General features: G+C 61.4%; 16 protein-coding genes. 11 read left to right on the forward strand and 5 right to left on the reverse strand.

Translation table 11 applies throughout. The features are described from left to right. Positions 1 to 167: 167 nt before the first annotated feature. From HQN82_RS15460 to HQN82_RS15470, 3 genes are all read left to right on the forward strand, one after another. Complete coding sequence (locus HQN82_RS15460) at positions 168 to 1007, forward strand: siderophore-interacting protein (RefSeq protein ID WP_173615181.1); 840 nt, start codon at positions 168 to 170, stop codon at positions 1005 to 1007. Continuing rightward, complete coding sequence (locus HQN82_RS15465) at positions 1000 to 1278, forward strand: phosphopantetheine-binding protein (protein WP_108081550.1); 279 nt, start codon at positions 1000 to 1002, stop codon at positions 1276 to 1278. Before HQN82_RS15460 ends, HQN82_RS15465 begins: the two co-directional genes overlap by 8 nt. A 61-nt stretch (positions 1279 to 1339) precedes the next feature. Then, positions 1340 to 4174, forward strand: coding sequence for a condensation domain-containing protein (locus HQN82_RS15470; protein WP_173615182.1), 2835 nt, complete (start codon positions 1340 to 1342; stop codon positions 4172 to 4174). A gap of 111 nt (positions 4175 to 4285) precedes the next feature. Here HQN82_RS15470 and HQN82_RS15475 read toward each other — a convergent pair whose 3' ends face one another. Together HQN82_RS15475 and HQN82_RS15480 are read right to left on the reverse strand one after the other, a co-directional pair. Then, positions 4286 to 5632, reverse strand: a complete 1347-nt coding sequence (locus HQN82_RS15475) for a condensation domain-containing protein (protein WP_173615183.1) — start codon at positions 5630 to 5632, stop codon at positions 4286 to 4288. A 60-nt stretch (positions 5633 to 5692) separates the two neighbouring features. Further along, complete coding sequence (locus HQN82_RS15480) at positions 5693 to 10144, reverse strand: amino acid adenylation domain-containing protein (RefSeq protein WP_173615184.1); 4452 nt, start codon at positions 10142 to 10144, stop codon at positions 5693 to 5695. Between the two features lie 81 nt (positions 10145 to 10225). On the opposite strand from HQN82_RS15480, the gene HQN82_RS15485 reads away from it, so the two are divergent. The 8 genes from HQN82_RS15485 (at position 10226) to HQN82_RS15520 (ending at position 19652) form a co-directional block, all read left to right on the forward strand. Further along, on the forward strand, positions 10226 to 11401 hold the full coding sequence (locus HQN82_RS15485; protein ID WP_173615185.1) for an isochorismate synthase: 1176 nt from the start codon (positions 10226 to 10228) through the stop codon (positions 11399 to 11401). Positions 11402 to 11418: 17 nt separating this feature from the next. Further along, a complete protein-coding gene (locus HQN82_RS15490; protein ID WP_173615186.1) occupies positions 11419 to 13044 on the forward strand; it encodes a (2,3-dihydroxybenzoyl)adenylate synthase in 1626 nt (541 codons plus the stop codon). 91 nt (positions 13045 to 13135) lie between these two features. Further along, positions 13136 to 14005, forward strand: a complete 870-nt coding sequence (locus HQN82_RS15495) for an isochorismatase (RefSeq protein WP_006698361.1) — start codon at positions 13136 to 13138, stop codon at positions 14003 to 14005. 13 nt (positions 14006 to 14018) lie between these two features. Continuing rightward, positions 14019 to 14774: a 2,3-dihydro-2,3-dihydroxybenzoate dehydrogenase gene (gene dhbA, locus HQN82_RS15500; RefSeq protein ID WP_022562806.1), complete on the forward strand. Its 756-nt coding sequence runs from the start codon at positions 14019 to 14021 to the stop codon at positions 14772 to 14774. 30 nt (positions 14775 to 14804) lie between these two features. Beyond that, positions 14805 to 15518 carry a 4'-phosphopantetheinyl transferase family protein gene (locus tag HQN82_RS15505; RefSeq protein ID WP_173615187.1) on the forward strand — a complete coding sequence of 238 codons (714 nt, stop codon included), beginning with the start codon at positions 14805 to 14807 and terminating at the stop codon, positions 15516 to 15518. Between the two features lie 129 nt (positions 15519 to 15647). Then, entirely contained in the window at positions 15648 to 17561 is a 1914-nt protein-coding gene (locus HQN82_RS15510; RefSeq protein ID WP_173615188.1) for a PhoX family protein, read from the forward strand. Between the two features lie 224 nt (positions 17562 to 17785). After that, complete coding sequence (locus HQN82_RS15515) at positions 17786 to 18727, forward strand: LysR family transcriptional regulator (RefSeq protein WP_173615189.1); 942 nt, start codon at positions 17786 to 17788, stop codon at positions 18725 to 18727. Positions 18728 to 18896: 169 nt separating this feature from the next. Beyond that, on the forward strand, positions 18897 to 19652 hold the full coding sequence (locus HQN82_RS15520; protein WP_022562810.1) for an SDR family NAD(P)-dependent oxidoreductase: 756 nt from the start codon (positions 18897 to 18899) through the stop codon (positions 19650 to 19652). Positions 19653 to 19809: 157 nt separating this feature from the next. Here HQN82_RS15520 and HQN82_RS15525 read toward each other — a convergent pair whose 3' ends face one another. From HQN82_RS15525 to HQN82_RS15535, 3 genes are all read right to left on the reverse strand, one after another. After that, the gene (locus tag HQN82_RS15525) at positions 19810 to 21405 is read right to left on the reverse strand and encodes an ABC-F family ATP-binding cassette domain-containing protein (protein ID WP_173615190.1); all 1596 of its coding nucleotides are present in this window, start codon (positions 21403 to 21405) and stop codon (positions 19810 to 19812) included. 281 nt (positions 21406 to 21686) lie between these two features. Next, complete coding sequence (locus HQN82_RS15530) at positions 21687 to 22649, reverse strand: PLP-dependent cysteine synthase family protein (protein WP_234704080.1); 963 nt, start codon at positions 22647 to 22649, stop codon at positions 21687 to 21689. 73 nt (positions 22650 to 22722) lie between these two features. Next, positions 22723 to 23976 carry an acyl-CoA dehydrogenase family protein gene (locus HQN82_RS15535; protein WP_022562813.1) on the reverse strand — a complete coding sequence of 418 codons (1254 nt, stop codon included), beginning with the start codon at positions 23974 to 23976 and terminating at the stop codon, positions 22723 to 22725. Positions 23977 to 24020: the final 44 nt, after the last annotated feature.

Below are 24020 nucleotides of genomic sequence, written 5' to 3' on the forward strand. Positions count from 1 at the left end.
ACTTATATTGCCGGGGCGGAAACCGCCTGTTATGGTCCGCGCATCTTGACGCAACGACGCCGGAATATCGCGCCGGATGAGAACCCCAAGGCGCGATCATCCGGCACGCCGACCCGGGACAGCGAGACCGCCGAACCCGTCGGCGTCATCCCAGGAAAGACAGCAGCATGAGCATGCCAGAAACCATGGATTCCGCCCTTCCGGACCGCACTCCCAAACGCCACCGCCACGCCGTGAAGCTGCGCGCGCTGGACGTGGCGCGGACCGAAAAACTCAGCCGGTCCATGGTACGCATCGTGCTGACCGGGCCGGAACTGGAGGGCTTTACGAGCCTCGGTTTTGACGACCACGTCAAAATGTTCTTCCCCCAGCCCGGCCAAACCGAACCGACCCTGCCGGTGATCGGCCCGAACGGCATTGAATTCCCGGAAGGCGCGCCGCGGCCGCTGGCGCGTGACTACACGCCGCGCAGCTTCGATGCCGAAAAAGGTGAACTCGCCATCGATTTCGCCACCCATCACGATGGCCCGGCCAGCAACTGGGCGAAGAGCGCGAAAGTTGGTGACAAGGCGTGGATCGCCGGCCCACGCGGTTCCTTCACCGTTCCCTTCACCTATGACTGGCACCTGCTGATCGCCGACGATACCGGCCTTCCCGCGCTGGCACGGCGACTGGAGGAGATGCCTGCGGGCACACCCGTCGTGGCACTGATTGAAGTCGAGACGGAGGCGGACCGGCTGGAGCTCGTAACCAGGGCGGACGCATCGATCGTCTGGATAACGCAGAGGCCGGACCACGGAACCGACCACGACGCATTAACGAGCGCCCTGCGCCAGCTCGAACTGCCAAAGGGCGATTTCTTCAGCTGGGTCGCCTGCGAATCGAAGACCGCAAAGGCGGTTCGCGCCCTTCTGGTCGAGGAATTTGGCGCCAACCCCAAATGGACCCGTGCTTCCGGCTACTGGCGGCGCGGCGCGAGCGGCGTTCACGATCATTTCGATGAGTAACCCGGCAATCACGACGGCTGCCATGCGGGATGCGGAAGCGACTATGACGCAACTCAGAGCCCTTCTCGCAAGGGTTCTGGAAGATGAAGTGCGCGATATCGAACCGGGGGACAACCTGTTCGGCTATGGACTTCATTCGCTTGCCCTCATGCGCCTGATGCAGCCGCTTTCACAGCTTGCGGGAGCGCGGCTCGCTTATGACGATCTGGCCCGGCGGCCAACGCTTGCCGCGTGGCAGGCACTCATCGAACGGTCGCGCGCGGGACATTGATCCCGCGAACCGGCACGTTTCGCGCCGGAGCGCGATTTCCGACTATACCAAGGAGAGGACCATGGCAGCAGACAACACACGTATGCTCGCGCGTCGCATCGAAGAAGGCTTCCACAACGAAGGGGAGGCCCCGCCGAGCCAATATGAGGAACGGGTCTGGTTCGAACAGTTTCAGGATCCCGATCAGGTCTTTCGGCAGCTTCTCGCCTATCGGATCGGTGAAGAATGCGATCTGCTGCGTCTAACCTCGGCACTGAAGATGGTTTGTGAGGTCTGGCCCGAGCTTCGTGTGCGCTTCGCCTTTGGAGAGGACGGTACGCTTGCCAAGAGTATTGAGGCTCCATCCGCATCCATCGTGCAGCTGCTGCATGTCCCCTCGGCAGAGGAAGCACTGACTTTGCTGCACGACCTTCAGGCGAGGCCCTTTGATGCCGAGACCGACCCGCCTTTCCAGGCCGTCGTGCTTTTGAGCGAAGGTGAAATCCTGCTGGCATTTCTGGTCCATGCCCTGCTGGGCGAGGTCCTCTCGCCGCAGATCCTGCTGGAAGGCATTACGGCGGCCTATGCCGGTGGAACGCCGAAACCGCTTTCGCCGCGTGCGGTCGAAAGTGACAGCGTCGACCCGCTTCCGCTTGGCTGGCTGCAACGTCCAGCCACCGGCTCGACCGTCGTGGCGCTGCGGCAGAACACAATTGACAGGCCTGCGAGCCATAGCCATGGCGTCGACCTTGCGGCTTCCCTGCTCGGCCTCCACAGCTCCACGGCTGCAAACGCGATCCTCGCGCGTGCCGGATCGCGTTTTGCGCTTTTCCTGGCAAGAAGCGGTGGCCCCGAAACAGTAACCCTTCGCCTGGGGCCCGGCCTCGGCGCAGCCACACCGATTTCAGCCGAGTCCGTGGCGCGGATAGCGATCACCCGCGACCAATCGCCCGAACAGGCTGAAAATGCCGTGCTGTCAGGGCTGGAGCAACGAACCGACAATGGAGGCGCAAAGGTCACCTTAACGCTGCAGGCGCTTGGGACACCTGTGCAGGCCATATCGGAGCATGGTCTTCACTTCGAGCACCTGCCCCTGCCCTCCCTACAATCCGGCCTCGGCCTGACACTTGCCGCCGGTCCGACAGCCGCCGGCGATATCCGCCTCGAATTGACGGGCGGCAGGGAAACATCGCCGCATGCGACGGCCTTCCTCCTGGAGCGCTTCGTCAGCCATCTTGAAGGCGGCACGGATTTTTCCGAGGTCGTCCCTCAAGACGCCGCGCCAGCACCGCGGCAGGCAGCCCTTTCGCCCAGTGCGTCCGCTCAGACGGACGACGCCGTCGCAACGATCCTCGCCGAGTTCCGTGAAGCGCTCGTCTCACCCGACATGGGGCCGGATGACGATTTCTTCGATTTCGGTGGCCATTCGCTGATCGCGACCCGCATCATCGGCCGCCTTCTCGCCAATCACGGCATCGAGCTGCGTTTCAACGATCTATTCAGCTACCCGACCGCCGCCACGCTCGCAAAACAGGCGATGCGGCTCGCAACCGCTGCGCCTGCGCAGGCGGACGCGACGGCGAGCGGCTCGCTGACCGCGCCGCTTTCGCTGGCGCAGATGTCGCTCTGGAAAGCCTATGCCGCTTTCGGTTTCGGCGAAATCTTCAACATTCCCTTCGCGCTCGATTTCCTCGATCCCGTCGATGAGACCGCCTTCGAATGCGCCTTCCTCGATATAATCGAGCGCCATCCCGGCCTGCGGACCCATTTCTACGCCGAAAACGATATGGTTCTGCAGAGGATCGTGCCAATGCATGATCTGCCCGGTTACAAATGGTTCTGGACCAGCGAAGAAAGCGAAGGGGTGGACCGCCACGCCGAGGCTGGCTGGCGCTTCGATCTAGCGCGCGAACTGCCGATGCGGCTGCGCTTCCTGCGCGACCCCCACACCGGCCGTCAGCTGCTTTCCTTCCTCTTCCATCACATCGTGCTGGACGAATGGTCGGTGAACCTGATGATGGACGAGCTGACCGAGGCTTACCGGGCAAGGGCGACGGGCATGGCCCCGGTCTTTGCGACCAGGCCGGCTCCGTTCCATGAATTTGCGAGACAACAGGTCGCGTCAGGCGTCGATTCCAGCCACCTTGCCTACTGGACCGATATGTTGCGGGATGCGCCGAAAGGCCTTACCCTCAACGGACAGGAAAGCACACCGCACGAGGCATCGCAGGACGAAGCACCGGCAGGCGGCTGGATCGAGTTCAAGCTGGAAAAACATGTCAGCGACGGGCTTTACGCCATTGCCAGGCAGAACAGCGCCTCGCTGTTCAACGTGGTCTATGCCGCCATTGCCGCATCGCTGCGCCATCTCGGCGGGTTGAGCGATCTCGTGGTCGGCACCTCGGCTTCGGGCCGCACCGACAGCAATTATTTCGATACGATCGGTTATTTCACCACGGTCGTCGCCCATCGCGTTCGTTTTACGGAGACGATGACCGTCGGCGAACTGATTTCCTCGGTGAAGAACACCATCAATGGCTCGCTGGAACACAGCGAAATCCCGATCGATCTCGTGGAGGAAGCACTGGGCATGACGCCGGGTCGCGACCATTTGTTCGAGGTCTTCATCCAGATCCACGCCAAGAACAAGCTGAACGGCGCCCTTGCGGGGCCCGATGGCAGGGCGGTGGAATTCCGCCAGATCGATCCGGACAAACACGAATCCATGCTGGGGCTGCAGTTCGAGGTAATGGAAGAGACGATCGGCGGCGATCGTTCCATTCGCGTGCTGATGAGCTACCGTTCGGACCGTTACGGACCTGAGGATGTCGAGCGGCTGCGCAGCACCACCAGCTGCATCTTCAGCCGTTTTGCGGAAACCGGCGCTTCGGACCGCATGCTGGCGACGCTCGGCTGAACCGGACCTGCCAAGGAAAACCCGGCTTCGCCTGACGGAGCCGGGTTATTTGTCTTTGAACGCTGATGAGAATGTCCTGGCGCGGCCCCTGCATCCGCACTCCGCCACACCTCAAACCGCCAGACGGAACGCCGTGGACGCCTCCACCGCCGCAAGCGCCAAGGCCTCCTCGCGCAGCATGGCATCGAGGAACAATGGCAGCTCTTTACGGTAGCGGGCGAAGTCTTCAGCTTGTGTCAGCGCCGAGTCCGCATCGATGTGCAGGTTCAGTTCGCTGCCGTCATCTTCACCGCGGAAGGTAAGGTTGAACCCGTCGCCGGGACCATTCGCCAGAATGTGCCTGGCAACGGTGAGCCCGGCAAACACCGGCGCGCTGAACGGCAGGACATTGATGAGCGGCGAGAAGAAGAAGCGCCGGCCTTTCGGTATTTCCCGGTCGGCGGCGATCTGTTCAATACGGTAGCGGCCGTGCAGACGCTGCTTCCGCAGATTGGCGGCGTTGCGCGTCAGAAATGCGCCGACGTCCTCTCCAGGATCGATGGTGAGGTGGAACGGCAGGATGTTGACGAGCATGGCCGGCATATGGGCGCCGACACTGCCCCAGCGGCTCATGAAAGGCAGCCACAGTGTCAGGACATCACGATCCGGACGGGGCAGCACCCGGTGGAGATAAAGACCGGAAAGCAGCACCAGAAGATCGGGCCAGCCAATCTCCAGTGCGCCGGCCAGTCGTTGCAACCGCGTGCTGAAACCGGGCGGCAAGGCCGCATCCGCATGCAGGCCGCCGCCGCCATAATCCTCGCAATCCTTGTCCAGCACCGGCAGATCGGCGGGTGCGGCGAGATAGGCTGCCCAGAAATCGCGATCCTTTTCGAAACGCCGGCTCCGCTTGTAGGCTTCCTCTTCCGCCAGGAAATCGCCAAAGGGGTGAAAATCCGGACCCGCTTCACCCTTGCCGCAGTAGTGCCCGTAAAGCTGGCCGCAGCGCTGCTCCACCAGCGTCAGCCCATAACCATCAACGACGATATGATGGGCGCGGATATACCAAAGGTAACGATCATCGGCGATACGGTAGAGGAGCTGCGCCGAGAGCCTGTCGGCCGTGAGATCGAGCCGCGCTTCCACATCCGCGTTCATGCGCCGCAAAGCCTCCTCCAGCGGAGCGGGATTGCCGCGGAGATCGACAAGTTCCACAACCGGGGCATGGTTTGGGTCGCAGCATTGCTGCGGCGTCTCGCCATCATCGCCGATGCGGAAGCGGATAGACAGGACTTCGGATTCGCGCACGGTGCGTGTGATCGCCTGAAGGAGCGCGCTTTCATTCACCGCACCGGAAAGATCGATGTAATGGGCGACGGTTGAAACCGGTTCGTCGGGATGGAAGGAAAATTCCTCCCAGAAATCGAGTTGCGGCTGCGTCAGTGGAAGCCAGCCGCCGGCGGGATCGATATGCGCCATCTGTTTTTCCTTGCACTATTTTCGTTGCCGGGCGCGAAGTGCCACCCGAAATGACGGGGTTCACGCCGCCCGTACGGCCATGAGCGACGTCACCTGCCTGGCGTTGCGGCACCGCAAAAGCTGCTGCGGTGTCAGGTCAACACCGAAGACGGCGCGAATTTCGGCCGAGACGGTTTTCAGGTGCGATGGCAAAAGTCCGAGCGCCAGCAGGTCGCTGTCTGCATCCACATTTGCCGGCTTTTTACCCAGTACGCTGAGATAGATATCCAGCACCCGGCGGTCGCCGTGATCGACGTCTGGAACCGCAGGGGCGGAGAATTTTGCCGGTTCCGCATCAGCCTTTCCACCGGTCAAGAGTTCACGGGCGCGACGGCGGTCGGGCTTGCCATTGGTCGAAAGCGGCAGATCGTCAACCTTGAGAAACCGGCCGGGCACATGCGATTCCGGCAGATGCCGGCGGGCAAAGTTGCGCAGTTCGGCAGTGGTGAGTTCGAGGCCGGGTGCCGTGACATAAAGCACGCCGATGGCCGCCTCGCCCTTTTGCTCGACACCGTAATCCACAACCAGAACCCTCTGGAGAGAAGGGTGGCGGATCAGCTCGTTTTCCACATCCGGCAGCGAGACGCGCACGCCCCGCACCTTGACGTAACCGTTGACACGGCTCGCGAACATGATCTTGCCATCCGGCCGGTAGCGGCCGCGGTCCCCGGTTCGGAAGGCGCGCACGCTGTTTCCCTGCGGATCGGTAATCGTCACGAAATCCGTCTGGGTAATCGCGCCGTCTTCGAGATAGCCGATCGCGACATTCACGCCGGCCGTATGGATGCGGCCAACGACGCCCGCCGGGCAATGGCCGCCGTGATCGTTGAGGACGAAATAACGATTGGCGGGCAGCGGGTGGCCATAGGGCACGGCCGCCACATCTTCCGCAACAATCTCGTGCCAGATGCTCCAGATCGTCGTTTCCGTTGGCCCGCCGAGCGATATCAGCCGCAGGTCAGGCTTCAGCCGGCGAAGCTCTTCTATGATAACAGGCTTGATGTAGTCCCCGCCCTGCGCCACAAGCCGGAGCGACGATAGCTGGTTACCACGGCGGCAGGCGAGAAGCATTTCGAGGATGGCAGGCACGGAGCACCACAGCGTGACACCATGTTCTGCGACCAGCTCGTTCCAGCGCACCGCATCCTTTTCCTCTCCGGGTTCCGGCAGCACCAGCGTCGCCCCTGCAACGAGCGCGCCGAAAACATCAAAGACCGACATGTCGTGATGCAGCGGGGTGACCGAGATGAATACGTCGCGTTCCGTCACCGCCCATTCCGCCAGCGTGCCGCCAATGACATTGGCCGTGGCGCGGTTGGAAAGCACGACGCATTTCGGTTTGCCTGTCGTGCCAGACGTGTAAAGAAAATAGGCAGGCCCCTCGCTTCGGGAAAGCGCCGCTAACTCCGCCATGGAGACCGGTGCGCCAGCCGGAGCGGGCGTGGACAGAAGCACCGCCGGATCGACAGCTTGGAAACCCTGCGGAACGCGACGGGCGACGATGAGCGCCGGGCGGCAGTTGGTCAGCAGATACTGCAGGCGATCGTCGGGTGAACCGGCGTCGACCGGCACCCAGACCGCCCCCATCAGGGCCGCGGCGAGCGTGATCGCCGTGTGTTCGGGGCTACGCTGCAGGCAGATGGCCACGACATCGCCCCGACCGATGCCGCGCGCCCTTAGGCTCGTGATCACGCGCGCCACCATCTCGCCAAGCTCGCTATAGGCGATGCGCCGCTTGCCGCTGACAAGCGCGGTGCGTGACGGCTCTCCTTCGAAAAGACGGCCGGCGATCCGTTCCAGAAATGGCGGGCAGACGAAGTTTCCTTCATCGCCATTCAGCCGGTAATGGGACAGGTCGACAATATCGCGTCCGTTGAGGACGAAAGCGCCGCTATCCGCGATCCCCGCAATCGCGCGCTCGACGGCTGCGAGAATATCCGCCACCATCGCCGCATCGATCGCCTGCTCCGCATAGTCGATATCGAGCACGAGATCGCCCTTCGGATTCTGCGAAAAGCGAAAATCCAGCGCGACCTGCGGCGTCTGCGTCAGACCGTCCGTCCAGCGCATGGCCGAATCCGGCGAAAGCGTCGGCCATGTGAGACCATTGGTAATCACCACAGGCAGGGCGAGCCCGCCCGCATTCGCATTGAGAAGCACGCGATTGAGATCGATGCCGGAAAAAGCCAGATGGTTCAGCCCTTCCAGCACATCCCTCTGCAGGCCTGCCGCCCGCACGGCAAAATCGTCTTTTGCCGCATTCCATTGGACGGCGATGAAGCTGGAGCGGTTGGCGAAGGCCCCGTCCACCTGCGGCGCAACGGGAATGCCGACCACCAGCGCACCCTCGTTCAGCCAGAGCGACAGCACCTCGAGAATGACCGCCGTAAGCGCCGAATTCTTGAACAGGCGCTCTTTCGCACCGGCCCGCGCAAAGGCGGAGAAGCGCTGCTTTTCGACAATCAGACTCTGGCGGCTATATCGCGACGTAGGAATGGTTTCGAGCGGTGCTTTCCAGGGCAACTGCGAGGGCACTTCAGCTTCTTTCAGCTTCTCGGCCCAATAGGCCGCATCGCCGGCACGGGCGGCTACGATATCCTTTCCTGGCGTTTCAGCCGCAGCGGTGATTGCGACCGGCAGGACACCGTCGAAAAGTTCCGTTGCGAGGCTGGCTATCGCCCGCCCGTCAAGGATGAGAGCGTCAAAACGCAGGAACACCACGACATGATCAGCCTTTGCTTCGGACGCCGGCAGGCGGAAGACCGTGACCCGCCAGGGAGAGGCGGCGAGATCAAAATGGGCGTGGGAAAAATCCCGTCTGACGGCATCGATCCTCGCTTCCGCTGCCGCCGGGGAAATATCCGAGAGATCGATCATATCAAGGTTGATCTCGGCTTCCCCGGACACGATCTGCACGAGGCGCCGCTCATCGATGCGGGTGCGCAGGCTTTCATGTCTCTCGACCATGGCAGAAAGGCGGGTCCGCAGCAGGGCGGGGTCGATGCTGCCGCGATATTCGCGAAACTCCTGCATCGCCACGCCGCTGAGCGGCAGATGTGTGCCGCGACCGAGAAGATATGCCTTCTGCAGCGGTGAGAGCGGACGTTCCATGGCGTTTCCTTTTTTCTCGACCAGCTGTTCGGGCATCGCAGCACCAAATCGCTCCACGCTTTCCTCAACGAGGTCCGGGTGATCCGCGAGCCGGCGAAGGAGACCCACGTAGGTTTTAAACAGGGCGCGCAGCCATGGTTCAGGCAGCGCATCGAGCCGCACATCCCAGTTTATCAGCAGGCCGCCATCAAGCCTCGCGACCTGCGCGTCCAGCGCAACCCCCGGCCCTTGCGATACCGTGTGGACCAGGGAGCCGAACAGCTGCCCAACCCTTTGTGAAAACAGATCGCCGCCCAGCAGGTCGACACCGGCGGTAAAAACCACGGGCGAGGTCTGCAAACCGCCGCGCAGGCGAGAGAGGTCGCGCATGATGCTGACGCCCGGATAGGCCTGATGGGCAAGCAGGCCGTTCATGTCATCGAAAACCCGCCCGAGCAGGGCTTCGACGCTTTCAGCGGGTCTGATATCGACGCCGAGCACCAGCACGTTGGAAAACTCACCGACGATGGAATCAACCCCTTCAACCAGGGGTGCACGCCAGAAAGCCGGGACGGAGAGCCGGAAATTTTCGGAATCGATCGCCCGCGACAGCGCCACGGCAAAAACACCGAGCAACAGGGTCGACATCGTTACCGAGCAACGCCGCGCAGCCCGTTCAAGACCGTCACGTTCAACGACCGTGAGCATCGTGGCAAAACGGTCCGTATGAACGGCGCGTGACGCATCCTCCGGTAAAAATGGAAGCGGCGGCGCGTCCGGAATATCCGCAATATGCTGCCGCCACCACGACCGGTCGTATTCCCGCATGCTCTTGAGGTCAGGATCGGCCGCAAGGCGTTTCGTCCAGTCGAAGAAGGATGGCTGCGCCGGGGGACGCGCGGTCTCATCCTTGTCCGCCTCGTCGTAAAGGCGGGCGAGGTCCTCCATCAATATCCGCACGCTGGCCGGATCGATGGCCAACATGTCCGTGTCCACATGCAGCCGGCTACGGCCATGCGGCAACAGGCTGAGCGCAATCGCCGCGGGCGGCGCAGTGCGAAGATCCGTCGCGCGATGGCTCCACGCGTGGCGCTTGATCTCGAGCCGGCGCGCAAGCGTCTCCGCATCAAGCGCCGTCATGTCCTCCACATCGAGATGCAGCGGGCGACCATCAGGATCGACGGATTGACGCCCTTCCGCATCGATCCTGAGGCTCAGCATCGGGTGTCGCCGGCAAAGCCTGCCGACTGCAACGGCCAGTTTTTCCAGCTCCAGAGCTCGCCCCTCGAACTCGAGATAAAGATGGGGCGTAACTTTTCCGAGCATCCCATCCGTCTCCCGACCGACCCAGTAGGCCACCTGCATCGGAGTTAAATTTAGCATGTGAATTTGCACCGATTGACAAAACATGATTATCATAATCAAGTATAAGCCATCGTCAACCACTCGAACAGGAGGCATCCCATGAAAACGGGAGCACTCAGGACGAATGACGTCGAATCCGACGAAATTGCTGATTTTAATAGAGATTTTCTTTTCACTTCCGGTACCGGGCAATTGCGGGCCAAAGGAATTCGCGAAAGGATAACGCTTCCGGCCCGCGGCGGAGAAGATACGGACAGCCCTTTGCAGCAAGCGATTAAAGCCGCTTTCGAACGGGCCCGCCGGGCTGGTCAGGACAATCCGATCGCCATTGGGGCAATCCCCTTCGATGTCAGCGAACCTTCATGCCTCTATATACCGAACAACCATGAGTGGAGCCCACGAGAAACCGCGCCGGTCGTCGCCGATTCGGCCATGCCCGCGCTTGTCGGCCAGAACAGCCTGCCGGACGAGACCGGCTTTAAACGCGCCGTAGAGCACGCCATCGTCAATTTCCGCCATTCCGATGTCCGTAAGGCGGTGCTTTCCGTCATGCGCGAACTCACCTTCGCTTCCGAGGTCAATGTCGAGAGACTGCTGGCGAGTCTCGCCAAACAGAATCGCGAAGGTTACCAGTTCCGTATTCCGCTGCCCGATGGCGGCGACCTCATCGGCGTCAGCCCGGAACTCCTGATTCGCAAGCAGGGTGAGAACATCATCTCGAACCCGCTGGCGGGATCGGCAAAGCGGATGGTCGACCCCGCCGCGGACAAGGCCAACGCCGAGCGGCTATCGGCTTCGGAAAAGGACCACTACGAGCACAGCCTCGTCATCGAGGATATCCGCTCCCTGCTTTCGCCGGTCTGCGCGGAACTCGATGTGCCTGAAAAACCCTCCCTCATCAACACGGCGGCCCTCTGGCATCTTTCGACCCGCATCGAAGGCAGCCTCGCCGACCCCGAGACCAATGCCCTGCAGCTTGCGTGCCTGCTGCACCCGACGCCGGCCGTCTGCGGTTTCCCCACCGAGCGCGCCCATCGCCTTATCCGCTTCGTCGAGCCTTTCGAGCGCGGCCTCTTCACCGGCATGGTCGGCTGGACGGATTCTAAGGGCAATGGCGAGTGGGTGGTGACGATCCGGTGCGGCACCGTGCAGCGGAAAACCGTGCGGCTCTTTGCCGGCGCCGGCATCGTTGAGGCATCGGAGCCCGAATCCGAATGGGCCGAGGTGCAGACCAAACTCAAGACCATGCTGAACGCCTGCGGTCTTTCTGCCTGATTTCCCGGGGACAAACCATGACAATCGAATTTCAACGCTGGCCCGACGATCTGACGCGCCGGTACCGCGAGCGCGGTTACTGGATCGACAGGCCGCTGAGCGGCATCCTCACCGAACAGATCGAGCGCCGGCCGGACGCGACGGCGCTGATCTGCGGCGACCGCCGCTTCACCTACGCGGATATCGACCGGCAATCCTCCAATCTGGCCGGACATCTCTCCGCCGCTGGCATCGGCAAGGGCGACACCGCGCTGGTACAGTTGCCGAACATTGCCGAGTTCTATCTCGTCTTTTTCGCGCTGATGAAGATCGGCGCGGCCCCCGTCAACGCACTTTTCAGCCATCGCCGGCTGGAAATGACCTCCTATGCGGAGCAGATCGCGCCGAAGCTGGTGATCGGCTCGCGCAGCCACGAGCTTTTCGCCAATGACACATTTTTGGAGGCGCTGAAGGCGGCTTCTCCCGGGCTTACCCTGGCCCTTCTGCTTGGCGAAACAGATCCGCGGTTGAGCCTAGAACGGCGGCTGGCGGCCCCTGCCGAAAACCCACCCGCTTACGCCCCTTCCGCCGCCGATGAAGTGGCGCTGTTCCAGCTTTCCGGTGGCAGCACCGGTACGCCAAAACTGATCCCCCGGACGCATAACGACTATGATTACAGCGTTCGGGCCAGTGCGGAAATCTGCGGCCTTTCGCCTGAGACACGTTTCCTCTGCGCCATTCCGGTGGCGCATAATTACCCCATGAGCTCACCCGGTGCGCTCGGTGTGTTCCACGCCGGCGGTGCGGTGGTCATGGCTGCCAATCCGGAACCACTTGCCTGCTTCGATCTCATCGAAAAACACGGCGTTAACATTGTGCCGCTGGTGCCGCCGGCCGTCGCGCTGTGGCTGCAGGCTGCGCCCGCCCATCGCAAAAGGCTGAAATCCCTCAAGCTGTTGCAGGTCGGTGGCGCAAGCTTTGCCGAAGCGCTTGCGCGGCAGGTGCCGGAAGTGCTGGGCTGCGATCTGCAACAGGTCTTCGGCATGGCGGAAGGGCTGGTGAACTACACCCGCTTCGGTGACCCCGATCATCTCGTCTTCACCACGCAAGGACGGCCGATCAGCCCGGATGACGAAATCCGCATCGTTGACGAGGAGGGCAACGACGTGCCCGAGGGCGACGCCGGCATGCTGGCAACGCGTGGCCCCTATACGTTCCGGGGCTATTACCGCGCGCCCGAACACAGCGCCCGGGTCTTTGACAAGGACGGGTTTTATTACTCGGGCGACGTCGTGCAGCGCACGCCTGAAGGTTATCTCCGCGTCGTTGGCCGGGTGAAGGACCAGATCAATCGCGGCGGCGAAAAGGTCGCGTCAGAAGAGGTCGAAAACCTGATTTTGCGGCATCCGGATGTCACCCATGCGGCGCTGGTGGCCATGCAGGACGAACTTCTCGGCGAAAAAAGCTGCGTCTTCCTCGTGTCGCGCAATCCCGCGCTCAAGGCGCCGGCTATTCGCCAGCACCTCGCCGGCCTCGGCGTCGCGGATTACAAGCTGCCGGATCGTGTGCGCTTCATCGACGCCATGCCCCTCACCGCCGTCGGAAAAATCGACAAGAAACGCCTGCGCGATCTGCTGACGACCCCCGTCGCCGTCAGCGCCTGACATTCCGCACCCATCGAATGGGACGCCAAAATGGCGTCCCCATGTTCCTAAATGCGCCGGCCCAGCCGGCGCAGCACAAACCGAGGTCATCATGACGATCCCCACCATTTCCGATTATCCCATGCCGGTCGCCGCGAGTTTTCCGGCCAACAAGACAAAATGGCAGCCCGATGCGAAACGCGCCGTACTCCTCATCCACGACATGCAGCGTTATTTCCTGCGGTTCTACGAGGCCGACGGCAAGCTGATGACGACCCTCATCGACAATCTCGCCAAGGTGAAGACATGGGCCGTTCAAAACGGCGTCCCTGTCATTTACACCGCCCAGCCGCATAATCAGCCGCCCGGCGACCGCGCTCTTCTGAACGACATGTGGGGACCGGGTCTGACCGTCGTTGATCCCGAACTGCAGAAGGTGGTGGACAAGCTCGCCCCCACGCCCGACGACGTGGTGCTGACCAAATGGCGCTACAGCGCCTTCCAGCGCTCCGACCTTGCCGAACGTATGAAGGGCTGGAACCGTGATCAGATCATCGTCGGCGGCGTTTATGCCCATATAGGCTGCATGATGACGGCAGTGGAAGCCTTTATGAAGGACATCCAGCCGTTCATGATCGGCGATGGCGTTGCCGATTTTTCCGAGGCGGAGCATCGCATGGCGCTGCAATATGTGGCCACACGCTGCGGCGTGGTGATCGATGCCGCAAGCCTTGTTGGCGCGGGAAAGGGCGACGATATCAGCGAATGGCTGAAAGCCCGCGTCCTGCAGATGGTGGAAGATGAGAGCGATATCGACCCCGACGAAAACCTGATCTTCTACGGGCTGGATTCCCTGCAGGTGATGAAGCTTGCCGGAGAGTTGAAGGAACGCGGCGTCACCGTCGGCTTCGATGAGCTTGCGCGTGTGCCCACTCTCTCCGCCTGGTGGACGCTGATCGACCAAAAGCGGCTCGCGGCCTGAGCGGACAAAAAAGATGACGCAACAGAGATTTACCGGGCGGCGCGTGCTGGTGACGGGTACGGCTCAGGGCATCGGCCGCCGCATCGCCGAACGTTTCATCGAGGAAGGGGCCGATCTCATCGGCCTCGACCTCCAGGCCAGAACGGCGGAAGCGCCCTTCCGCCAGATCGCACTCGACATCACCGATGCGGCGGCGGTGGAGACGGCCTGCAAGGCGATCGAGACCGAATGGGGCGGGCTCGACATTCTCGTCAACGCCGCCGGCATATTGCGGCTCGGCGACAGTGAAAGCCTGACGCCCGCAGACTGGAAGGCGTGCATGGATGTCAACGCTGCCGGGCCGTTCCATATGCTGAGACAGTGGAGCGCCACCTTCAAACGGCAGCGGCGCGGCGCAATCGTCAATATCGGCTCCAATGCCGCCGTCGTGCCGCGCATCGGCATGATGGCCTATTGCGCCTCCAAGGCAGCGCTGGTCAGCCTCAGCCATTGCGCCGCCCTCGAGCTAGCGCCCTATGGCGTACGCTGCAACGTCGTTTCACCCGGCTCCACCGATACGCCGATGCTTGCCGGCATGTTGAGCGATCCTGCCGGCAAGGACCGGCTGGTCGCCGGCCTGCCCGAGCAGTTCAAGCTCGGCATTCCGCTCGGCAAGATCGCAAGGCCGGACGATATTGCCGATACCGTGCTGTTCCTCGCCTCCGATCAGGCCGGGCACGTGACGATGCAGCAGATCGTGGTTGATGGCGGTGCCACGCTTGCGGCTTGAATTCGAGCCGTTGGATTGAGAGTCAGGGACATGGACGTTGTAACGGCGTTTCATCGCGACGCCATCTCCGGCGATCCACCCGAGGCCATCTGGCCTTGGCCGGACGACATATGCGGCTGCCATTGCCTTACCCTTCGTTTCAGCGCCGATGAGGGCTGCGGCGGCGAGGTCCCTCCCTTGCCGCCGCAGCTTTCAAGCGCCACGCAAAGACGCAAGGCGGAATTCATCGCGGGGCGCAGATGCGCTGCGGAAGCCATCCGCCGCCTGACCGGCCGTTCCATCTTTCCCGGTATGGGCGAGGACCGTGCGCCCCTCTGGCCCGAAGGGGTGATTGGCGCAATTTCCCACAGCGAGGGTACGGCGATTGCGCTTGTCGGCTGCTGTCGACAGTTTCGCGGTATCGGCGTCGATATCGAAAAAATGCTGACAGAGGAGGAGGCCCGCGATATCGCCCCACAACTCCTGACCGCAAATGAGCGCTACAACCTCGGCAACATTATCGATCCCTTCATCACCGGCTTGATTTTCTCGGCCAAGGAAAGCCTGTTCAAGGCGCTGTATCCCATGGTGGAAAAGCTGTTCCTTTTCGAGGCGGCCGAATTATCCCGCCTGGACGCAAATGGCTCGGGATCCTTGTGCCTGACGGCCGAACTCAGCGAGGAATGGCGGTGCGGAACGGAGGTTCCTTTCCGTTTCTGCCGCTTCGAGGGCCAGCTCCTCACCCGCGTCCTTATCCCGCATTGAGGGAAAAACAGCAGATTCATAACCGCGACAATCATATTTTAAACCTGTCTTCCCGTCATCCGAGTGAAACACTCGGAAGGTACGCAGCCTGTTGGAATGATTCCAAACATTGAACGGTGGAGACACGATATGACCGACATCGATACGAGCAAATTGTCCTGGGACGAGTGGGACGAACTGCAGAACCCGCCGCCGGCCGAAACCGATTTCGACCGCGTGGTCGAAACCGCGATTTCCCGCCGCGGCTTTCTGGGCGGCGTGCTCGCCTTCGGTTCGGCCGCGGCCGCCATGGGCACGCTCGGCAACCTGATGAGCAGCACCTCGGCCGAAGCGCAGGAAGCCGCCGTCGGCCGTTTCCCCTTCAAGCCGGTTGCCGCCGCCACCGACCACACCATCCATGTCCCGGAAGGCTATAACTGGAAGCCGCTGGCGAAATGGGGCCAGCCGCTGTTCTCCAACGTTCCTGATCTCGACCCCGCAAAGGGCGTCAGCGTTGAAAATTCCGACAAGGTCTTCGGCGAAAATACCGACGGCATGGAACTCTTCGTGGTGGGCAACCACCAGCTGATCGCCGTCAATCATGAATATGTGAACCCGGAAACCAACCTGCCGCACGCCGAAAAGGGCAACCCGAAGACGGCCGACGACGTGAAGATCCTGCAGAACATGCAGGGCGTCACCGTTATGGAAGTCGCGGAAGACAAGGACGGCTGGAAAATCGTTCTCGACAGCCCTTTCAACCGCCGTATCCACCACAACACGCCGATGAAGCTTTCCGGCCCGGCCGCAGGCTCCGATCTCGTCAAGACCGCCGCCGACCCCAAGGGTGTCGACTGTCTCGGCACCTTCAACAATTGCGGCGCAGGCCGTACGCCCTGGGGCACCTACCTCACCTGCGAAGAGAACTTCAACGGCTATTTCGGCACCACCGACGCCGCCTTCAAGCTGCCTGACGATTACAAGCGTTATGGCATCGTCGCCGAGACCCGCTACGCCTATGAGAAGTTCGACGCCCGTTTCGACGTTGCCAAGAACCCCAATGAACCACGCCGCGCCGGTTACGTGGTCGAGATCGATCCCTCGGACGCCAAGTCCACGCCGATCAAGCGCACCGCGCTTGGCCGCATCAAGCATGAAAACGCCGCCGTGGTGATCGCCCGTGACGGCCGTGTCGTCGTTTACATGGGTGACGACGAGCGCGGCGAGTTTCTCTACAAATTCGTCTCCAGCGGCATCTACGTGCCGGGCGGCGACACCTCCAAGCTGCTGGACGAAGGCACGCTTTACGTCGCGAAGTTCTCCGATGACGGTGCCGGCGAGTGGCTTGCCCTGACTCCGGAAACCACGGGCATGAAGATCGACGAAATCTGCGTCTTCACCCGCCAGGCTGCTTCCAAGGTGGGCGCGACGACCATGGACCGCCCGGAATGGGTCGCCATCAACCCCGTCGCAATCGAAGCCTATTGCGCGCTGACCAACAACAGCCGCCGCGGCGAAATGAAGGACGGCAAGCTGCGCGCCAATGCCGGCGGCGACGCCATGGCGATCAATGCCGCCAACCCGCGCGAGAAGAACGAATACGGCCAGATCGTGCGCTGGTATCCGGAAAATGACGACCATGCGGACGGCAAGTTCAAGTGGGACCTGTTCTGCATGGCCGGTAACCCCGCCGTCCACAAGGACGCCTATGCCGGCTCGCCGAACATCAACGAAGGCAACATGTTCAATTCGCCTGACGGCATGATGTTCGACTCGACCGGCCTGCTCTGGATCCAGACCGATGGCGAGGACACCAATGAAGGCAACTTCGCCGGCCAGGGCAACAACCAGATGCTGGCGGGCGACCCGGCCACTGGCCGCATTGAGCGCTTCCTGACTGCGCCGAAGGGTTCCGAAGTCACGGGCCAGACCTGGTCCGCCGACAAGCGCACCCACTTCGTCGGCATCCAGCACCCCAACGCCCCCTTCCCGGACGGCGAAGGCAAACTGCCCCGCTCGACCGTCATCGCCATCAAGCGCGACGACAATGTGAAGATCGGCTGACGCACAGGCATGAACGGAACCGGATCGCGAGGGATCGCCATCCGGGTTCACGATAAAACGCCGCGTGCCCGAAAGGACACGCGGCGTTTTGCCAGTGTTCGTGAATCAACGTTCAGATATCGTCGAATGGCGCAGATTTATCCACCTTTCGCAAGAACCTGCATGGCAGGGCTCGCCGGCCAGGTGTAGATGTAGATTATCTCCACCTGCTTGTTGGGCCTCTCTTGGATCAGATACTCGCCATTCGAACATTTGTCCGCGTCGCCGAAGCCGGGTCCTTCGCCAAGGCGGCGGATATGCTGAACCTTCCTCGGTCCTCAGTCAGCAAGCTGGTGCAGGATCTCGAGGCACATCTCGGAACAAAGCTCGTGGAGCGCACCACGCGGTCGGTCACGATGACCACGGAGGGCGTCGCCTATCACGAACGCGCGCTGAAGCTCCTCGCCGATCTCGATGACATGGACGGTACTATTGCCGGCTCCCGCAGCACACCCAAAGGAAAGCTGCGCGTCGACATCGGATCTGTGCTGGCAAACCTGATCCTCATCCCGGCACTTTCGGATTTTCAGCGCCATTATCCAGAAATCGATCTCATGCTCGGTGTCAGCGATCGCCCCGCCGATCTCGTCAGTGAGGGTATCGACTGCGTCATTCGCGGCGGGGCGCTCGGTGACTCATCGATGAAGGCGCGGAAGCTGTGCGAGCTGGACTACGTCATTTGCGCATCGCCCACTTATCTGGCTGGTCTGCAGTTGCCGGAGCGACCTGACGATATCGAGAAGCATCGGATCGTCTCCTACTTCTCCGCGTCATCTGGAAAGAGATTTCCATTGCGCTTTCAGCGCGGTGAAGAGCGAAGCGAGTATCTCCCGGCCTCTGGCGGCGTTTCCGTCAACGAGAGTACCGCGCATCTGAACGCGCTGCTGTCGGGACTGGGAATTGGCCAAAGCTTCGGATTTCTCGCGCGGCCCCATTTCAAGAGCGGAGCGCTGGTTGAACTTCTGCCCGACTGGAAGCCGGACAATCATCCCCTTCATCTTGTCTATCCCGCTGATCGTTTCCCAAATCCGCGGCTACGCGCCTTCACTGAATGGGCAGCGAAGGTGTTCGAAGCGGTCGACGCACGACGCGATGTGATGAAGACAACTATCCATCCAGATGGATAATGTCTCCATCCTGAGCGGCTTCTCTCCACCGGGCTGACGAACTAACTTCTCCTGATCGGACGGTGACAAGGCCAATGGCCAGCGCCGCATTCCGAGCAAATTCAGGACTTCAACAGGCCGTGCATTCGGGCTGAACCATTTCGCGCGCCCAAGCATCAGGAGAGTTAACATGGCCAACAGGCTTCAAAACAAGATCGCCGTCATCACCGGAGCAACCAGCGGCATCGGTCTTTCGACGGCCAAGTTGTTCGCTGCCGAAGGCGCACGCGTCTATATCACAGGCCGCCGCAAGGCCGCTCTGGACGAGGCGGTGGCAGAAATAGGACAGGGCGCGGTTGGTGTACAGGCGGACTCCTCGAGCAACGCTGACCTCGACAAGCTGTTCGCCCAGGTGAAGGCGGAACAGGGCCGCCTTGACGCCCTCATCGTCAATGCCGGTGGCGGCACCATGCTGCCGCTCGGCCAGATCACCGAGGAGCAGATTGACGACACCTTTGGTCGCAACGTAAAAGCTGTGATCCTGACCGTGCAGGCGGCACTTCCGCTGATGGGCAAGGGCTCGTCCATTGTGCTGACGGGCTCGACTGCCGGCACTGAAGGAACGGCTGCCTTTTCCGTCTATTCCGCTTCCAAGGCCGCGGTGCGCAACCTGGCTCGTTCCTGGGCTCTCGACCTCAAGGGCACGGGCATCCGCGTCAACGTCATCTCGCCCGGCGCCACGCGCACACCAGGCCTCGTCGAACTTGCAGGCGACGACAAGGAACAGCAGCAGGGCCTGCTCGACTATCTCGCCTCTCGCATCCCTCTCGGTCGCGTCGGCGAAGCGGAGGAAATCGCCAAGGCGACGCTGTTCCTCGCCTCCGATGATGCGAGCTTCGTCAACGGCGCCGAGCTCTTCGCGGACGGTGGCCAGGCACAGGTTTAACGCTGAACCGCAGTGGCGGGTGGACGCTCCGTTTCGAAAAAAGATCAAGATGCTTGCTGCCGCCGATCGCCTGCACGGGAAAGCCTCAGGACGTTCTTCAGGCCGTCGAGCTGGCTTCTCGAATGACCAAATGCCGCGCTAAAATGCGCGGCGTTGCTCATGTTTGACGGCGTCCATGAAGCTCAAACCGCCGGGACACGCCGATCCCCTCCAGAAACGCCTCGTCGTGGCTGACGACCAGAATTGCGCCGTCATAGGCTTTCAGGCCGGCCTCCACGATCGCGACGGAATCAAGATCGAGGTGATTGGTCGGTTCATCGAGTATGAGAAGCTGCGGCGGCTTCTGGTTGCCGAGGATGCAGGCAAGGCCGGCGCGCAGCATCTGGCCGCCAGACAGATGCCGCACGTCCTGCAAACCGGCGTCGCCACGAAACAGGAAGCGGGCAAGAGCGGCCCGGCAGGCGTTCTCACTGGACCGCGGGTTGAGACGCATGAAATTGTCCCGGACGGATAGCCCGGGTCGCAGCAAGCTGACCTTCTGGTCCAGCAACGCGCAAGCAACCTCAACTCGGACCGAACCAGAAAATGGCGCGAGAGACCCGGTGATGACGGAAAGCAGCGTCGTCTTTCCCGAACCGTTCGGCCCCGCCACCGCAATCCGTTCCGGACCTGTAATCGCAAGCGACAGATCGGACAGGACAGGCGCATTGCGTTCGTAACCCGCAGTTACGTCTTCCAGCCGCAGAACCGTCTTTGACGCCACCAGTCCGGTGGACGGTATGGACAGCATGAATGGTTCAAGCACCTCAATGCGCCCTCGCGCCTCTGCGACGTCTGCCTTGGCCTCCCCCGTCATTCGGCGCGCCGTGGCGGCGTTGTCACCGCTTGTCTGCTCCGCCCGCATGGCGCGCCCTCCGGCCGAAATTCTCGGTATTCCTCCTTCCGCCGCCTTCCTTTTGCCTGCACCATCGCGACGAGCCTGCCGCTCGGCCGTCTCCTGCGCCCTGCGCTCGACGGCGCTGAGCCGCTTCTCGGCCTCGGCCAGTTCATGCCTGGCATTGTCAAGCTCCAGTGCCTTGCGATCGCTGTAGTGGTCCCAGTTTCCGCCATAACGACTGATACCGAGCGATGTCAGTTCAGCAATGCTGTCGACCGTTTCGAGCAATTCACGATCATGGCTGACAATGATTGCGCCGTGACGCCAGCCGCTCACAAGTTCGATCACTGCAGTCCGACCGTCACGGTCGAGGTTGTTCGTGGGTTCGTCGAGGATCAGGAACTCCGGTGCATGATAGATTTGAGCGGCAAGCGCTGCACGGGTGCGCTGCCCGCCGGAGAGTCGGGCGAGCAGTGTCGTCGCGGGCATGGACAGGCCGAAGCGCGCGAGTGCCGCCTCGATATTCGTCTCAAGCATCCAATCAATATCGGCCAGTTCCTCCAACGTCGCGCCACCCGCCTGCGCCCGTTCAAGCACAGCGAGCGCTTCACGCGCGCCAAAGAGATCGGCAATCGTCTCATCTTCGGCCACCTGGACGCTTTGACGCAGGATGTGGATACCCGACGGTGCAGAGACAGAACCCGAAGATGGTGTCAATTCGCCGGCGATCAGCTTCAAGAGCGTCGTCTTGCCGGCGCCGTTACGACCGACAAGCCCGACACGCTCCGGGCCGAACACAATATTCAGATTGGTGAAAAGCGAACGACCGTCAGGCGTGAACCAGGACAGATTGGAGAGTGTGATAAAGTGGGTCATGGACAAGGTTTTCCCGCATGGCAAGGCAAAGTGGCGTTGCTATCGGGTTGAAATCCATTGTCGACCATCCTGTTGTTGCTGCGGACCGATGGAATGTAGCGCTTGCAAATGGGGCATTCAAGGCCGCTTCAATAACGGCCTGCGCTCTTTTCAAGCATCGGCGGCTGACGGTCTTGTGTTCGCTCCACATCCGGCGTCAGGGGGCAATGATTTCGCCGACATGGTCATTCACGGGCACAGTTCAAACTTCTCCGGGGCCGCGAACCATGCGAGCAGACTTTTCAGTCAGGGGCATCAAAGAGCGAAAGATAGCGCTCGCCGCTATCCGGAAACACGACCGCAATCGTCTTGCCGTCGTTTTCCGCGCGGCGGGAAAGCGCGATCGCGGCAAAGATGGCCGCACCGGATGAGGTTCCCACAAGGAAGCCCTCCTCTCTGGCCACCGCAAGCGCTGCCCGCCGCGCCTCTTCGGTGGTAACGGCAATGACTTCATCCACGACGCTCTTGTCGTAGGTCTCCGGCAAGGTCCCTTCCTCCACCTCGGTCACCTTGTGGACGCCTTCGATCGTGGAAGCGTCGGGGTTTTCGGGGGATGGAACGGACTGCGGTGTCGGCTCGGCAACAACGATCCTTATCTCCGGTTTTTGCGCCTTCAGGAAGCGCCCGGCACCGGACACGGTGCCGCCCGTACCAACGGTGGCGACCAGGATATCGACGTCACCTTCGGTATCGCGCCAGATTTCCGGCCCGGTCGTCTCGAAATGAACCTGCGGGTTGGCATCATTTGAACGCTGGCCGGTATAAAATGCATCCGGATTTTCAGCCTTGATCCTGTCGATGATGCGATGGATGGCATGAGGCTGGAAGAGCTCCTCATTTTCGATCAGTTCGATCTCGGAGCCGAACTGCCTGAGGATGTTGATCTTGTCTTCGCTGATGGTATTGCGAAGATAAAATTTCGTGCGGTAGCCGCGTGCGGAGGCAACCGCCGCAATTCCGATGCCTGTATTGCCACTGGTCAAATCAAAAAGAAGATCGCCCGGCTTCAATCGGCCGCTCTTCTCAGCCTCACGTATGATGCCCCAGGCGGTGCGGTCTTTGACACTGCCTGCGGGATTGAGGTACTCGATCTTGGCGAGAATGCGCGATTGGAGATTGTATTTCGTCCGAATTCTGGCGAGTTCCACCAGCGGCGTATTGCCGACGAGTTCTGTGAAATCCCGATAAATCCTGCCCAATTTCACTATCCTGTTTGCACTGCGTGGATACCGAACAACAGGCTCCAATGCGTATCGCCCGTCGGACCGCATGTTTTGATCATGCTTCGGATTTTTCCTTCTGCGTTTGCGGTGCTATCCCCACGCCTCCATTTGGCGCTGGTGAGGCGCCGTTCACGGCGAAATCTCCAACGATACGGTCGTGATAGATACGGGGATTGTGTGAGGTTATCGTGCGGGCGTTTCGCCAGTGACGATCAAGACCATGGCTGCGTTTTGCGGCTGAGGCGCCAAGCGCATCGAAGAGGACAGTGGACGCATCCAGGACAAGGTTGCTGACGACAGTAACCGACTGGCTGACTTCCAGCTCCGCGTCACGGTTCGCAGATGCAATGCGCTTCTCGTCTCCAGAGAGATTGGCATCATAGGCAGCCTGCAGGGCTTCTGCGGCCTTTAACACGATGGCGCCGGCGCTATAGGCCGCACCCCTGATCCGCCCCACGACCTGAAGCACCTGAGGGTCTTCAGAAAAACGCGCGGCGTTACTGCGTTGATAGACGCGTTTGCGCTCCGCAACATGGCGGGCGATTTCCAATGCGGCCGCGCGGCCGATCCCGGCAAGCGAGGCCAGATGGACGAGCTGGAAAAAGCCGCCTGAATAGCTGAAACGAAGCGCGCTCGGCTTGATGAGGTCCTCGGAAATCGCCACGTCGGTAAATCGCGCCGTGCCGCTGGCCGTCAGCGCCTGTCCGAAACCATCCCAGTCGTTGACGATTTCGACGCCTTCAGCCTTTGTGGGAACAAGCGCGCCAACCGGTACACCATCGCCATCCACGGCTCCAAGCGTGATCCAGTCGGCATAGAGCGAGCCGGTCGTATAATATTTCTCGCCATTCAGCCGCCAGCCGCCGCCATCCCGGGTGAGCTGGGTGGAATAGGTTCCAAGTTTGGCATCCCCGATTTCCGAAAAGCCGCTGCCAATGGTTTCGCCACGTCCGATCCGCTCCAGCCACGCATCCCGCCATGGCGAAGGTGGTGCATTCAGCAGATCCTCCGTAAAGCCGAGATGGCTGCGGTAAGCATTGGTGAGGTTGGGATCCGCCTGCGCGAGTTCAATGATCAAGCCAAAAAGCTCGGGAAGCGTCAGGCCCAGACCACCAAATTTCTCCGGCAGGCGCAATCTGGAAAAGCCGGCCTTTTTCAAAGCTTCGTAGTCATCGAAACGAAGCTCGCGTTCCAGATCGTGTCGTATTGAATCTTTGCCGATTTCGGAAAAAATTCCCCGAAACCTCTCGGCGATCGCGTCAAAACGTTTGCTGGGCGCAGAACCCCAGGCATGGCTGGCATTGGTCATTGCAAATTCCTGTCTGTGGAGCAGTCTGGCGAACACCCGGCCGG

Source organism: Agrobacterium pusense, assembly GCF_013285525.1.
Taxonomy (GTDB): domain Bacteria; phylum Pseudomonadota; class Alphaproteobacteria; order Rhizobiales; family Rhizobiaceae; genus Agrobacterium; species Agrobacterium pusense.

Bases quoted from the DNA above. Each gene is read 5' to 3' on its own strand.
- HQN82_RS15460 (WP_173615181.1), top strand. From the start codon at position 168: ATGAGCATGCCAGAAACCATGGATTCCGCCCTTCCGGACCGCACTCCC.
- HQN82_RS15465 (WP_108081550.1), top strand. From the start codon at position 1,000: ATGAGTAACCCGGCAATCACGACGGCTGCCATGCGGGATGCGGAAGCG.
- HQN82_RS15470 (WP_173615182.1), top strand. From the start codon at position 1,340: ATGGCAGCAGACAACACACGTATGCTCGCGCGTCGCATCGAAGAAGGC.
- HQN82_RS15475 (WP_173615183.1), bottom strand. From the start codon at position 5,632: ATGGCGCATATCGATCCCGCCGGCGGCTGGCTTCCACTGACGCAGCCG.
- HQN82_RS15480 (WP_173615184.1), bottom strand. From the start codon at position 10,144: ATGCTAAATTTAACTCCGATGCAGGTGGCCTACTGGGTCGGTCGGGAG.
- HQN82_RS15485 (WP_173615185.1), top strand. From the start codon at position 10,226: ATGAAAACGGGAGCACTCAGGACGAATGACGTCGAATCCGACGAAATT.
- HQN82_RS15490 (WP_173615186.1), top strand. From the start codon at position 11,419: ATGACAATCGAATTTCAACGCTGGCCCGACGATCTGACGCGCCGGTAC.
- HQN82_RS15495 (WP_006698361.1), top strand. From the start codon at position 13,136: ATGACGATCCCCACCATTTCCGATTATCCCATGCCGGTCGCCGCGAGT.
- dhbA (WP_022562806.1), top strand. From the start codon at position 14,019: ATGACGCAACAGAGATTTACCGGGCGGCGCGTGCTGGTGACGGGTACG.
- HQN82_RS15505 (WP_173615187.1), top strand. From the start codon at position 14,805: ATGGACGTTGTAACGGCGTTTCATCGCGACGCCATCTCCGGCGATCCA.
- HQN82_RS15510 (WP_173615188.1), top strand. From the start codon at position 15,648: ATGACCGACATCGATACGAGCAAATTGTCCTGGGACGAGTGGGACGAA.
- HQN82_RS15520 (WP_022562810.1), top strand. From the start codon at position 18,897: ATGGCCAACAGGCTTCAAAACAAGATCGCCGTCATCACCGGAGCAACC.
- HQN82_RS15525 (WP_173615190.1), bottom strand. From the start codon at position 21,405: ATGACCCACTTTATCACACTCTCCAATCTGTCCTGGTTCACGCCTGAC.
- HQN82_RS15535 (WP_022562813.1), bottom strand. From the start codon at position 23,976: ATGACCAATGCCAGCCATGCCTGGGGTTCTGCGCCCAGCAAACGTTTT.